This is a genomic window from Microvirga antarctica (assembly GCF_017921815.1).
Lineage (GTDB): Bacteria > Pseudomonadota > Alphaproteobacteria > Rhizobiales > Beijerinckiaceae > Microvirga > Microvirga antarctica.
Genome location: NZ_JAGEMM010000002.1, coordinates 466,969 through 479,944, shown reverse-complemented (window position 1 = coordinate 479,944; position 12,976 = coordinate 466,969). Strand labels below are relative to the sequence as shown.

At 64.7% G+C, this 12,976-nt stretch carries 14 protein-coding genes; 6 read left to right on the top strand and 8 right to left on the bottom strand.

Annotated elements, in window-relative coordinates:
* Positions 1-1,182, bottom strand: coding sequence for a pyridoxal phosphate-dependent aminotransferase (locus J4G32_RS09655; RefSeq protein ID WP_210488275.1), 1,182 nt, complete (start codon positions 1,180-1,182; stop codon positions 1-3).
* Positions 1,183-1,371: 189 nt separating this feature from the next.
* Here J4G32_RS09655 and J4G32_RS09650 point away from each other — a divergent pair, with 189 nt between their 5' ends.
* The 5 genes from J4G32_RS09650 to aat all read left to right on the top strand — a co-directional run bounded on the left by J4G32_RS09650 (position 1,372) and on the right by aat (position 5,531).
* The gene (locus tag J4G32_RS09650) at positions 1,372-2,148 is read left to right on the top strand and encodes a DsbA family protein (RefSeq protein ID WP_210488237.1); all 777 of its coding nucleotides are present in this window, start codon (positions 1,372-1,374) and stop codon (positions 2,146-2,148) included.
* Positions 2,149-2,364: 216 nt separating this feature from the next.
* Positions 2,365-2,832 (top strand): type II 3-dehydroquinate dehydratase, encoded by a 468-nt coding sequence (gene aroQ, locus J4G32_RS09645; RefSeq protein ID WP_210488169.1) that lies wholly within the window; start codon positions 2,365-2,367, stop codon positions 2,830-2,832.
* 41 nt (positions 2,833-2,873) lie between these two features.
* A complete protein-coding gene (accB, locus tag J4G32_RS09640) occupies positions 2,874-3,344 on the top strand; it encodes an acetyl-CoA carboxylase biotin carboxyl carrier protein (protein ID WP_210488146.1) in 471 nt (156 codons plus the stop codon).
* 5 nt (positions 3,345-3,349) lie between these two features.
* Entirely contained in the window at positions 3,350-4,714 is a 1,365-nt protein-coding gene (gene accC / locus J4G32_RS09635) for an acetyl-CoA carboxylase biotin carboxylase subunit (RefSeq protein WP_210488115.1), read from the top strand.
* Positions 4,715-4,847: 133 nt separating this feature from the next.
* On the top strand, positions 4,848-5,531 hold the full coding sequence (aat, locus tag J4G32_RS09630; protein ID WP_210488095.1) for a leucyl/phenylalanyl-tRNA--protein transferase: 684 nt from the start codon (positions 4,848-4,850) through the stop codon (positions 5,529-5,531).
* Between the two features lie 5 nt (positions 5,532-5,536).
* On the opposite strand, the gene J4G32_RS09625 is transcribed toward aat, so the two are convergent.
* The 6 genes from J4G32_RS09625 to yajC all read right to left on the bottom strand — a co-directional run bounded on the left by J4G32_RS09625 (position 5,537) and on the right by yajC (position 10,489).
* Complete coding sequence (locus tag J4G32_RS09625) at positions 5,537-6,148, bottom strand: DUF2155 domain-containing protein (RefSeq protein WP_210488075.1); 612 nt, start codon at positions 6,146-6,148, stop codon at positions 5,537-5,539.
* Between the two features lie 169 nt (positions 6,149-6,317).
* A complete protein-coding gene (locus tag J4G32_RS09620) occupies positions 6,318-7,166 on the bottom strand; it encodes a phytoene/squalene synthase family protein (RefSeq protein WP_210488060.1) in 849 nt (282 codons plus the stop codon).
* A gap of 1 nt (position 7,167) precedes the next feature.
* On the bottom strand, positions 7,168-7,554 hold the full coding sequence (locus J4G32_RS09615) for an Mth938-like domain-containing protein (protein ID WP_210488041.1): 387 nt from the start codon (positions 7,552-7,554) through the stop codon (positions 7,168-7,170).
* Positions 7,555-7,558: 4 nt separating this feature from the next.
* The gene (gene secF / locus J4G32_RS09610; protein WP_210488030.1) at positions 7,559-8,497 is read right to left on the bottom strand and encodes a protein translocase subunit SecF; all 939 of its coding nucleotides are present in this window, start codon (positions 8,495-8,497) and stop codon (positions 7,559-7,561) included.
* Between the two features lie 12 nt (positions 8,498-8,509).
* A complete protein-coding gene (gene secD, locus J4G32_RS09605) occupies positions 8,510-10,117 on the bottom strand; it encodes a protein translocase subunit SecD (protein WP_210488001.1) in 1,608 nt (535 codons plus the stop codon).
* Positions 10,118-10,153: 36 nt separating this feature from the next.
* Positions 10,154-10,489 (bottom strand): preprotein translocase subunit YajC, encoded by a 336-nt coding sequence (yajC, locus tag J4G32_RS09600; protein WP_425515505.1) that lies wholly within the window; start codon positions 10,487-10,489, stop codon positions 10,154-10,156.
* Between the two features lie 193 nt (positions 10,490-10,682).
* Between yajC and J4G32_RS09595 the strand changes: the two genes are divergently transcribed.
* The gene (locus J4G32_RS09595) at positions 10,683-11,579 is read left to right on the top strand and encodes an ATP-binding protein (RefSeq protein ID WP_210487943.1); all 897 of its coding nucleotides are present in this window, start codon (positions 10,683-10,685) and stop codon (positions 11,577-11,579) included.
* Between the two features lie 101 nt (positions 11,580-11,680).
* Here the strand turns inward: J4G32_RS09595 and J4G32_RS09590 are convergent, their stop codons facing one another.
* Positions 11,681-12,892, bottom strand: a complete 1,212-nt coding sequence (locus J4G32_RS09590) for a LysM peptidoglycan-binding domain-containing M23 family metallopeptidase (RefSeq protein WP_210487923.1) — start codon at positions 12,890-12,892, stop codon at positions 11,681-11,683.
* Positions 12,893-12,976 lie beyond the last annotated feature (84 nt).

Genomic DNA, 12,976 nt, shown 5'->3' with positions numbered 1-12,976 from the left:
CTATTTCAGCCAGGTCGCGAGGCGGGACACCGTCTCGCGACAATCGTTTTCGGACCCCGCGAAGGAGAGGCGCATGTAATGCGCACCGTCGACCGGGTCAAAATCCAGCCCCGGCGTCGCGGCAATCCCCGTCTCGTCCAGCATGCGCCGGCAAAAGCCGATGGAATCGTTCGTGAAACGGGCGATGTCCGCATAGATGTAGAACGCACCGTCGACGGGGTGCATGTCGGCGATTCCGATCCTCGGCAATTCCTCAAGCAGAATAGCGCGGTTGCGGGCATAGCCGGCCTTGACGGCCTCCAGTTCCTCAATGGCGTCGAAGGCTGAAAGGGCGGCCACCTGCGACAGGAACGGCGGCGAGATATAGAGGTTCTGCGCCAGCCGCTCGATGGGCCGCACCGCCCGCTCGGGCACGACCATCCAGCCGATCCGCCAGCCGGTCATGCAGTAATACTTCGAGAACGAGTTGATAATCACCGCGTCGTCGTCCGAGGACAGCGCGGTCGAGGCCGGCGCCGCATAGGTCAAGCCGTGGTAGATTTCGTCCGAGATGAACCACAGCCCAAGCCTTCGGCAGGTCGCGCCGAGGGCGGACAGGGCATCGCGGCCGATCATGGTGCCGGACGGGTTGGCAGGGCTCATGGCCAGAATGCCGTGGATCGGTTTTTCCCGATGGGCCGCTTCCACCGCCTGCGCGGTCATGATCCATCCGTCCGCCTGCGTCAGCGGAATTACCACCGGCTCGAGATCGAGCGCCTCGAGAATGTTGCGATAGGCTGGATAGCCCGGTGCCGTGATGGCGATCCGCTGGCCCGGGTCGAAGAGACTGAGGAATGCCAGCACGAAACCCGCCGACGAGCCGGTCGTCGCCACGACCCGCTGCGGCGAAACACTGACCCCATAGGTGTCCTGATAGTGCCGCGCGATCCGTTCGCGCAGAGCCGACAGTCCCAAAGCCTCTGTGTAGCCGATCCGTCCGGATTCGAGCGCCCGCATGGCCGCGTCCCGGGCCGCCCGGGGTGCCGGCGCCGATGGCTGCCCCACTTCCATGTGCACGACGTCGCCACCTTGCCTTTCTTTTGCCGCGGCGGCGCTCAACACATCCATGGCCAGAAACGACGAGACGCGTTCGACGCGGCGCGAGACCATGGGCAGGCGAGGGTTCGCAAGAGCTTTTGTCATGCTCGCGTCCTAGCGCCTTGGCGTCCGCGTCTCAAGACTTTCCGATTCCTCGAGGCGCGCCACGAAGGCGTGAATTGAGATATCGACGCGAAACCGCTAATTCTGCTGGGGAATCAAGCTTTCGATGGACGCTCCCCGATCCGTCTCCGGCGACCCTCACACCGGTCGTCGCGCCAACAAGGACCTCCGATGCGATTTTCGCTCACCCGCTCCCTTCCCGTCGCCGCCCTCATGGGCGCCCTCGCCTTCGGCTCAACCGCGATGGCCCAGGCCCCAACTTTTTCCGATTCCCAGCGCCAGGCGATCGGTGAGATCGTACGGGATTACCTCATGAAGAACCCCGAGGTGCTGCAGGAGGTGATCGGCGAGCTCGAAAAGCGCCAGGCCGATGCCCAGCGCGTCTCGCAGGCCGGCGCTCTGAAGGAGACGCGCGACACCCTGCTGAACTCGCCCCATTCCCTCGTGGTCGGCAATCCGGCCGGCGACGTCACCCTGGTGGAATTCTTCGACTATAATTGCGGCTACTGCAAAAAGGCGCTCGCTGACGTTCACAGCCTGGTCAAGAGCGACCCCAAGCTGCGCATCGTCCTGAAGGATTTTCCTGTTCTCGGACCGGATTCCGTCGAGGCAAGCCGCGTCGGGCTGGCGGTGAAGAACCAGATCCAGGGCGACAAGCTCTACGATTATCACGTCAAGCTGATGGAAAGCCGCGGCCGCGTGAACGGCGAGCGCGCTCTGGCGGTTGCCAAGGAGATGGGCCTCGACGTCGCGCGCCTGCAGAAGGAGATGGCCGGCGCCGAGGTGAAGGCTGCCATCGAGGAGAATGCGGGTCTGGGCGACAAACTCGGGCTGACGGGCACGCCGGCTTTTATCATCGGCGAGGAGATCATCCCCGGCGCGGTCGGGCTCGAGCCCCTCAAGCTTGTCGTGGCCAATACCCGCAAATGCGGCAAGGCCACTTGCTGATCGCCATCCGGGCGACGGGGCCGAATTCCTCTCGCGGGAGCGGAGCCCTCGCGTGAATTCGATGGCCCGTGGCAGTGTTTCCCGCCCGCCTGATCAACAAGCAGCGCGGGACTGTCACGGGAAAGACTTGGTTTTACCCTTCCCCCTGCGCGGGGATTTGGCTAAGACGAGCGTTCGGCTCCAGTCTTCGGGGCTTCCCGGAACATTTCTCTCGCAATGATCACCGTCCACGTCCTGAACGGACCCAACCTCAACCTTCTCGGCCGTCGCGAGCCGCAGGTCTACGGCCACATGACGCTGGCCGAGATCGAGCGGATGGTCCGCGAGCGGGCGACCGGCATGGGCGTGGCAGTGACGTTCCGTCAATCCAATCACGAGGGTCAGCTCGTCGACTGGATTCAGGAGGCGGGCGCCCAGGGAGCCGGCATCGTGATCAATGCGGGCGCCTACACCCACACGTCGATCGCCCTCCGGGATGCCATTGCCGGCAGCGGTGCCCCGACGGTCGAGGTTCACCTGTCGAATGTTCACGCCCGCGAGACGTTTCGCCACCGGTCCCTGATCGCGCCTGTCTCGCTTGGCGTGATCTGCGGATTTGGGCCGATGAGCTATCTGTTGGGCCTCGAGGCCATCCACCGCGCGCTTGCGGAGCGCTCGCCCCAGGACACGCCGTCCAAGCATTAGTTTGAAATGACACTCGTTCCTCAAGTATGAGAGGCAGCCTGATGGCCAAAGACACCCCTTTCGACCCCGATCTCGTGCGCGAACTCGCAGCCCTGATCTCCAATACTGACCTGACCGAAATCGAGGTTGAAAAGGGCGATCTGCGCATTCGCGTCGCGCGCATGGTCAACGCTGCGCCTGCCATATCCTATGCTCCGCCGGTGCAGAGCGCCGTCATCGCTCCGCCGCCCACCGTTGCCGAGGCTGCCTCCACCGCCAAGGCCGCCGCAGCAGCCCATCCGGGCGCCGTGCTGTCGCCGATGGTCGGCACCGCCTATCGCAAGCCATCGCCGGAGGCGAAGAACTTCGTCGAGGTGGGCTCCAAGGTGCAGGTCGGCGACAAGGTGCTGCTGGTCGAGGCCATGAAGACGTTCAACGAGATCACCGCGCCCCGCGCCGGCACGGTCACGGCGCTCTATGTCGAAGACGGAACGCCGGTGGAATATGGCGAACCGCTCTTCGTCATCGAGTGACGGCGATGTTCGACAAGATTCTCATCGCCAATCGGGGCGAAATCGCTCTTCGCATCCTGCGCGCCGCCAAGGAATTGGGGATCGCGACCGTCGCCGTCCATTCGACAGCCGACGCTGATGCCATGCATGTGCGGCTCGCCGACGAAAGCGTCTGCATCGGCCCGCCGGCCGCCCGCGACAGCTATCTCAACATCCCGGCGCTGATCGCCGCCTGCGAGATCACCGGCGCCGATGCGGTCCATCCGGGCTACGGCTTTCTTTCGGAGAATGCCCGGTTTGCCGAGGTGCTGGATCATCATAACATCGCCTTCATCGGCCCGAAGGCGGAGCATATCCGCATCATGGGCGACAAGATCGAGGCCAAGCGGACCGCCAAACGCCTCGGTATCCCGTGCGTCCCCGGCTCCGAAGGCGGCGTGACCGATGAGGGCGAGGCCCTGCGCATTGCCAAGGACATCGGTTTCCCGGTGATCATCAAGGCCGCTGCCGGCGGCGGCGGACGCGGCATGAAGGTCGCCCGCACCGAGGCGGACCTCGTCCACGCGCTGCAGACGGCCAGAACGGAGGCGAAGGCGGCGTTTGGGGACGATGCGGTCTATATCGAGAAATATCTCGAGAAGCCGCGTCACATCGAAATTCAGGTGCTCGGCGACGGCAAGGGCAATGCGATCCATCTGGGCGAGCGCGATTGCTCCCTCCAGCGCCGGCACCAGAAGGTCTGGGAAGAAGGGCCTTCCCCTGCCCTCAACCTGGAGATGCGCGAGCGCATCGGCGGGGTCTGCGCCCGCGCCATGCAGGACCTGCACTATAGCGGCGCCGGCACGATCGAGTTTCTCTATGAGGACGGCGAGTTCTATTTCATCGAGATGAACACCCGCATCCAGGTCGAGCATCCGGTCACCGAGATGATCACCGGGATCGATCTGGTGAACGAGCAGATCCGCATTGCTGCCGGGGCCCCCCTGTCGGTGAAGCAGGAAGACGTCCGCTTCGATGGGCATGCGATCGAATGCCGGGTCAATGCAGAGCACCCATCGACGTTTCGTCCCTCGCCGGGCACGATCAGTTATTTCCACACCCCGGGAGGCCTTGGGGTGCGGGTCGATTCGGCTGCCTATCAGGGCTACCGAATCCCCCCGCACTACGATTCCCTCGTCGGCAAGCTGATTGTCCACGGCCGCACGCGCAACGAATGCCTCATGCGGCTGCGGCGTTCGCTGGACGAATTTGTCGTCGACGGCGTCGACACCACCCTGCCGCTGTTCCGCACGCTGGTTCGCAACCCGGACATTCAGAACGGCCAGTACGATATCCACTGGCTCGAGAATTTCCTGAAGACCGGCGGCATCGCGGACGTGGACAACATCTGACCATTCGGGTGATTCGGAATTCCTGCGCCGACCCGGATCATTTTTGGGCGGATTGCTGTAAAATCCCGGCGACCGGCCTGACATCCGGTCCCGCGCGGCCTATTCTGGGCTGCTACGAACGGGTTTTTGCCGGATGAGTCGAGCCTCGGATCGCGCTCTCGAGATCACCCCTGAAATTCTGCTCAGGGCCTACGCGGCCGGCATTTTCCCGATGGCGGAGGATGCGGACGACCCCAGCCTGTTCTGGGTCGAGCCGCGCGAGCGTGGCATCATCCCCCTGCAGGGCTTCCACGTCTCCAAGCGTCTCGCGCGCACCATCCGCTCCGACATTTTCGAGATCCGGGTCGATGAGGATTTCGACGCCGTGATCGACGGCTGTGCGGCGCCGGATTTCGACCGCGAGAAAACCTGGATCAGCGGCCGCATCCGGCACCTTTATGGTGAATTGTTCGATGCCGGTTTCTGCCACACGGTCGAAGTCTACCGGGACAATGTGCTCGTCGGCGGGCTCTACGGGGTGCGGCTGCAGGGGGCCTTTTTTGGCGAGAGCATGTTTCATCGAGACCGGGATGCCTCCAAGGTCGCCCTCGTTCACCTCGTCGCCCGGTTGAAAAAGGGCGGGTTCACGCTCCTCGACACCCAGTTCGTGACGCCTCACCTCGCGCAGTTCGGCGCCATGGAAGTGCCGCGCCGCACCTATAAGCAGATGCTTCGTTCAGCCATGGAACACAGCGCCGCGTGGGACGTGTGGCCGGACGGAGAAGTCATCAGCGGCGAGGAAGCCCTGGCGGCGATCGCTCTTTCCGAGCGCCACTGAGGCCCCTATCGGTCGTTGGTGCGATCGTTGTTGATGATCGGAGCCGCCGGGGCGCGCCTGATGGGCACCTGAGGCCGCAGAGGTGCCGTGTCGATGGGCGGCGGCGGCGGAGCTGTCTGGGCACCGGGAGCCGGGGTCATGATGTCGCCTGGCCGAGCGGCTTCGGTCGGCGGCGGCCTTGTCTCGTCGATCGGCGGCAATTCCTCGACCGCATCCTTGGGCTCGGGGATGATCTCCCTGCCGCCTTTGCAATCGACGAGCCAGATATCGTAGACCGGGTGCTCGATGCCGTGGAGCCCGGGGCTCGAGGCGAACATCCAACCGGAGAAAACCTTGCGGGCCTTGCCGTCAGGACCGGTTTCCTCGACTTCGACGAACGAGGTTGTGTTGGGGTTCTCGTTCGGCGGCTTGGTGAAACAAACCCGCGACTGCATCCGCAGCGCCCCGAATTGGACGGTTTCGTCGACACCCACTTCGAAGGAGACGATCCGCCCCGTGATCTTGTCGAGGCCCGAGAAAACCGCGGTCGGGTTCTTGATGCGGTCGGCCTGCGCGCCGGACGCGCCACCGATCAAGGCCGCGAGAATGAGGGCAGCCCGCTTCGATCCGATATTCATAGGGAAACCACACTCTCGTTCGACCGGCCAAGCGTGGCCGTCCGTCTCTTCCTGCATCGCGTTAACATGCCAACAGTGTTGGAAAAAGGGCATCAATCGGGAAAGCCTCGCGCGGCGTGTGAATATCGCGCCCACGATCGCACTCACGCTCTCGCCGTCCGCCCTGCCCTCACGACCACCCCTGCCAGAGCGCGAGCACCTTCCGCCATTTCGGCACGTCCACCAGGGTATTGAACGGATCGTAGCCCCGGCGCTCCATCTGGCGGAGATAAGGCTCGATGAGGGCGAGCGAGCGATAGGCCGGCCGCGCCTCTACCGTGATGGTCGCCCTCAGACCCCGCACCTGCTGCGCGTGCCAGCGGGCGACCGCCCGCATGTCAGCCAGCGCCCCGATCAGACCCGGCCCGCCGCGTCCGTTCACGATATCGTCCCGCACCACCCCATGGCGCGACAGGATATCGGCCGGAAGATAGATCTGTCCCCTGCGGGCATGCCAGGGGAAGGCGCGCAGCAACCCGACGATGGCATAGGCTACGCCCGCATGTCCCGCTGCATCGGCACTTCCGCCATCCGCGCCGCCCGACAGGATGATCGAGGACAACCGGAACAGGCTGGACGACGTCTCGCCGCAATAGCCTTCCAGATCGTTCATGCTCGGCATCGGATCGTCGTAGAGATCGAACACCCGGGCGTCGATGAGATCGACAAGCGCCTGGCGCGGCAGACGAAACTTCACGATGGTGTCGTCGAGGGCGGCAGCCAGCGGATTGGCCTTCACGTCGCCACGGGCCTCCCCCTGCAGCGCATCGCGCCACCATTGCAGGCGGATCTCGCCGATCATGGCCTCGCGGACGGAATCGCGCACGCGGGCAATCTCGTGGCTGAAGGCCGCAAGGGCATAGAGATGCGTGCGCTTGTCGGCCGGAGCAAACTGCGCGGCGAGGAATCGATCCTCGTCGGCCTCGCGCACGAGATCCTGGGCATGGTGATAGGCGAATGCGAGCGGATTGTCGGCCATGTCAGGGCACGGCGATCAAGGCCGCGCCGACCTTGCGGTTTTCCGCCAGCAGAATGTTGTAGGTCCGCGCCGCAGCCCCGGTCTGCATGACATCGAGACCGATCCCGGCCTCCCGAATCTGCGCCCGCAGACTCGCGGGAAACGCTGCGATGTCGAGGCCGGTGCCAAACAGGAGCAGTTCCAGCTCCGATCCTTCGCCAAAGATTGGCGCGAGGCTCGCGGCCGTCAGTTCGGCCATCGATGTGACCGGCCAGGCCACAACGCCGGACGGCAGGGCCAGGATGGAGCCGCGATGGGACATTTCGGCGAACCGGAAGCCCCCATTGCCATAGGCGTCGATCAGGTGCCGCCCGGGCACGAAGCCGTCATAGATGCGGCCGCTGCTCATGGCCTCACTCCGCCGGCGCGACCTTGCCCCCGACGGTCCTCGCCGCTTCCGAGCCGCGCAGGCCGATATAGATCAGCATCGGCGACGAGATGAAGATGGCCGAATAGGTGCAGATCACAACGCCGTAGAGCATCACCTGGGCAAAGCCCTCGATGGCCCGTCCGCCGAACATCACCAGCGCCAGCAAGGAAAGGGCGGTGGTGACCGCCGTCATCACCGTGCGCGACATCGTGTTGTTGATGGACAGGTTCAACAGTTCCACCGACGGCATCGTCTTGTAGCGGCGCATCAGTTCGCGCGTGCGGTCGAACACCACGACCGTCTCGTTCAGCGAATAGCCGACGATGGTCAGGATCGCCGCAATCGACGTCATGTTGAATTCGTGGCGGGTGATGACGAAGAAGCCGAGCGTCAGGACGATGTCGTGCAGGGTGCCGATGATCGCGCCGACAGCCAGTTCACGCTCGAACCGGAACCACAGATAGAACAGCACCGCGATGACGGCCAGAATGATGCCGATGGTGCCCGATTGCACGAGCTCGCCGGAGACGCGCGGTCCCACGGTCTCAACACGCTGGAAGTCGTATTCAGCCCCGAAGGTGTCGCGCGCCTTCTGGACGACAGCGCTTTGGGCTGCTTCCCCGCCGGACTGGATGGCAAAGCGCAACGAGATGCCACCGGCGCTGCCGAATTCCTGCACCTCGACTTCGCCGAAGCCGAAGCCTTCCGCGGCGCCGCGCACCTTGGCGACATCGGCCTTGCCCGACTTCGCCTGCAATTCCATGAGCGTGCCGCCCTTGAAATCGATGCCGAAGTTGAGACCGACCGTCAGCAGCAGGATAACCGTGGCGAGCGACAGGATGGCCGAGAACGGAAACGAAAACCGCCGGAACTTCATGAAGTCGAAACGGGAGTCGTCGGGCCAGAGGCGGATGAGGCGCACGATGAGAGCTCCTTAGAACGGAAGGGTTTTCGGACGCATCCAATGATACCAGAGCGCGATCATCATACGCGTCAGGGTCACGGCGGTAAGAACCGTGGTCAGGATGCCGAGAATGAAGACGACCGCGAACCCGCGCACCGGACCCGAGCCGAGGAAGAACAAGATCACGGCGGCAATCGCCATCGTGCTGTTCGAATCGATGATCGTGGCGAAGGCCCGGTCGAAGCCGGCCTGGATGGCCGAGACCATGGATCGGCCGGAGCGGAACTCCTCGCGGATGCGCTCATAGATCAGCACGTTCGAATCGACCGCCGTGCCGATGGTGAGCACGATGCCGGCAATGCCGGGCAGCGTCAGCGTCGCCTCGAGAATCGACATGAGCCCGAAGATCAGCCCCACATGGACGACCAGCGCGATGTTGGCGAAGAGACCGAACAATCCGTAGGTGGCGAACATGAAGATGACGACGAAGATGGTCGCCACATAGGTGGCTTTCTTGCCCGCCTCGATCGAATCCTGTCCGAGGCCCGGCCCGACGGTGCGCTCCTCCACGATGGTCAGCTTGGCCGGCAGGGCGCCGGCGCGCAGCAGGATCGACAGGTCGTTGACCTGCTGGACGGTGAAGCGGCCCGAGATCTGCCCGGCTCCGCCGGTGATCGCCGACTGGATGGTCGGCGCCGAGATGACCTCGTTGTCCAGAACAATGGCGAGCGGACGGCCGATCGCCTCCGTGGTCGCCTGTCCGAAGCGCTGGGCGCCGCGGATGTTGAACCGGAAATTGACGATGGGCTCCTGGGTCCGGCTGTCGAAGGCCGGCTGGGCGTCCACGAGGTCGCTGCCGTCGACGATGACCCGGCGCTCGACAGGAACGCGATTGCCCGCTTCCTCCCGCATGGGAAGCATGTCCACGTCGGCCGCGCCCGGCTGGGCGAGCAGGCGGAACTCGAGCTTGGCGGTCCGTCCGAGCAGTTCTTTCAGCCGCTGCGGATCCTGCAGGCCCGGGACCTGCACGAGGATGCGGTCGGCGCCCTGGCGCTGGATGCTGGGCTCCGTCGTGCCGGTGACGTCAATCCGTCGGCGAATGACCTCGATGGCCTGCTCGACGGCGCGACGGACCTTCTCGTTCACGCCGGCTTCGGAGTAGGTCAGCGTGATCAGGCCGTCCGGCGTCACCGCCACGTCGAGATCGCGGCTTCCGCCCTGCCCCAGCACGGCGCTGCCGAGCGGCTGCGACAATTCCCGCAGCTTGGGCAGCACCCGGTCGCGCTCGGCGACATCCGGAACCCTGATCTGGGCGCCGCGGGGGGTGACCTGAATGCCGCCGGCCGGCGACACGCGGGTCTCGCGGAGAATCCGGCGGACATCGTCTCGCAGCTGGACCGTCTGCGTGCGCATCAGGTCCTGCACATCGACCTCGAGCAGGACGTGAGAACCGCCCTGCAGGTCGAGGCCGAGCACAATGGCGCGGGAGGGAATCAGCCAGGACGGCACCCATCCGGGCAGGGAGCGCTGAAACGACAGGCGCTGCTCGCGGCTCATCATGCTCGGAACGGCGAGCAGAAGGCCGATAACGATGATCCCCATCGTGAAGATGATCTTCGATTTCGAGAAGCGCAGCATCGTCAGCTCAACCTTTTCTTACGCAACAGGCGGGATTCAAGCCTTGACCGGCTCGCCCTTGGTGCGCACTTCCGAGACCATGGCGCGCGCCACCTTGACGTTGACGCCGGTGGCGATCTCGACGTCGATGTCGGGCGAACCCTCGACCACCTTCGTGACCTTGCCGATGATCCCGCCCGAGGTCACGACCGTGTCGCCACGCCGCACATTCTTGATCATCTCCTGGTGCTCGCGCACCCGACGCTGCTGCGGGCGGATGATCAGGAACCACATGATCACGAAGATCAGGATGAACGGCACGAGGTTCGTGATGAGGGAGGTCATCCCCTCCCCGCTGGGGAGGCCTTGCGCGAAAGCGGGCGAAATGAACAAGAGGCTCTCCATGAATGATGGCGCGTGGCTTGCCCGAAAAGGGGCCTGCCCGCGCCATATGAGGTTAAAACGTGCCGGACTATACCCATCGACTTCACGAAATCAATGAAGTTGCGGGCTTTTCCAGAGGAGCCGTGCATGGACCGGCCCTGCCTTGTGCGCTAAGCACATCCGTCACCCCTCCCGAGCCCCCATGACGCATTCATCGCCACCTCCCCCGCCCAGCCCGCTTTCTCCTGACGCCATGGCGCTTTTTCAGCGCATTGCCGATGCCCTCGAGCGCCTGGCTCCCCCGGTCCGCCACGGAGCCGATTTCGGCAGCGCCGACGCCTTCGTCTGGCATGCGGCCGGCCGCAGGCTGTCGCCGGTTCCCAAGGTCAACCGGGTCGAGATGAGCCTGCTGCGGGGAATCGACCGGGTCCGCGATATCCTGTCCGAGAACACCACCCGTTTCGCAAAAGGTCTTCCGGCCAACAACGCCCTTCTCTGGGGCGCCCGGGGCATGGGCAAATCCTCCTTGGTGAAGGCCGTCCATGCGGAGATCAATCACCTGCGCGACACGCAGGCGCTGCCGCTCAAGCTGATCGAGATTCATCGGGAGGATATCGAGACGCTCCCCGACCTCATGAGCCTCATCCGCGTCGATCCGCACCGCTTCATCATCTTCTGCGACGATCTCTCGTTCGACTCGGACGACACCACCTACAAGTCCCTGAAGGCGGTGCTCGAAGGCGGCATCGAGGGTCGGCCGGACAATGTCATCTTCTACGCCACCTCGAACCGAAGGCACCTGATGCCCCGAGAGATGGTGGATAACGAGCGCTCCACCGCCATCAATCCGGGCGAAGCCGTCGAGGAGAAGGTGTCGCTGTCGGATCGGTTCGGGCTCTGGCTCGGCTTTCACAAATGCAGCCAGGACGAATATCTCGACATGGTCTTCGCCTACGTGGCCCATATCGGCCTTGTGGTCGACGCCGACACGACCCGCGCAGAGGCGCTCGAATGGGCGACGACCCGGGGCGCGCGATCGGGCCGTACGGCCTGGCAATTCATCCAGGATCTGGCCGGCCGTAACGGCAAGGCGATCTGACCGGCTCCTGCCGCCGCGCATAAAAAAGGGACGGCGGCTGAGCCCGCCGTCCCCCATGCGGCCGACCCCGATGGGGGACGGCCGGTAAACCGTGTGACAGCCTAGCCGCCGAGATGTTTCATCGGGTCGACGGGCGTTGCGCCCTTGCGGATCTCGAAGTGAAGCTGGGGCGAAGTGACGTTGCCGGACTGGCCCGACGTCGCGATGACCTGGCCGCGCTTGACCGCCTCGCCGCGCTTGACGCTGAGCGCGCCGTTATGGGCGTAAGCCGACACGAAGCCGTTCTCGTGGCGGATCAGGACGAGGTTGCCGTAGCCCTTCACCTCGCTGCCCGCATAGGTCACCGTGCCGGCCTCGGTGGCCTTGACGGGGGTGCCTTCGGGCACCGCGATATTGATGCCTTCATTGCCGCCATTGGCGCCGAAGCCCGCGATCACGCGGCCTCGGGCAGGCCAGCGGAATTCACCCGACGACGTGTCGGCGGAGACGCTGGCGGTCTGTTCCGGATCGGCGACCGGCGCCTTGGCGACGGCGGGCGCTGCCGTGACGGCCGGCGCAACGGGGGCTGGCTTGACCGGCTGGACGGCCGGAAGAGCCGCGACCTTCTGCGGCGCAGACGCGGCAACCGGTGCGGGAGCCGACACCAGCGGTTCGGCCGTGGCTGACGCCACCTTGACCGGCTGGGCTGCGACTGCCGCGGGCTGGCTTGCCACCATGCCCGGACGCACGCGCTTGGGGGCCTCGACCACTTGGACGGGAGCGGTGGTCTTCGAGGAATCCACCAGGCGGAACTTGGTATTGCCCGCGGGCTGCGCGGATGCGGTGACGCTGCGGACCGGGGCTGCTGCGACCTGCATCGGAGCGCTTGACTGGGCCAGCGCCGCGGTGCCGTGGGCCGGGATCGTCAGCCGCGTGCCGGTCGTGATCTGGTTTGCGTTCGACATGCCGTTGGCAGCAAGGATCGTGCTGGCCGACACGCCGTAGCGCTGGGAAATCATGGTCAGGCTGTCGTTGCTCGACACGGTGATCTGGGTGCCACCGCCAGCATGAGCCGCCTGCTGGGACTGCATCGGCGGAAGCGCCTGGGTCTGGATGGAGGCGGTCTGCATCGGCTGCATGCCGGCAGAGGACGATGCGGCCGGCGCGGCACTCGCCGTCTCGGCCCGCGCGCTATTCGAAAACGGGTTCGAAAACGGCGTGTCCGTAAACCGCATGGTGTCCGAACTGCAGGCCGCAGCCGCACTGCCGACCAAGCTCACCAGAGCGATCCGCGATACCGCGACCCAATGCCCCGAACCCACACGCTGACGCATAATCCACCCCAACCACAACGCAACTCGATGACGTGATTAAAAACAGATTCAGGTTAAGCAACCGTTGCCGGGTCAGACTTTGTC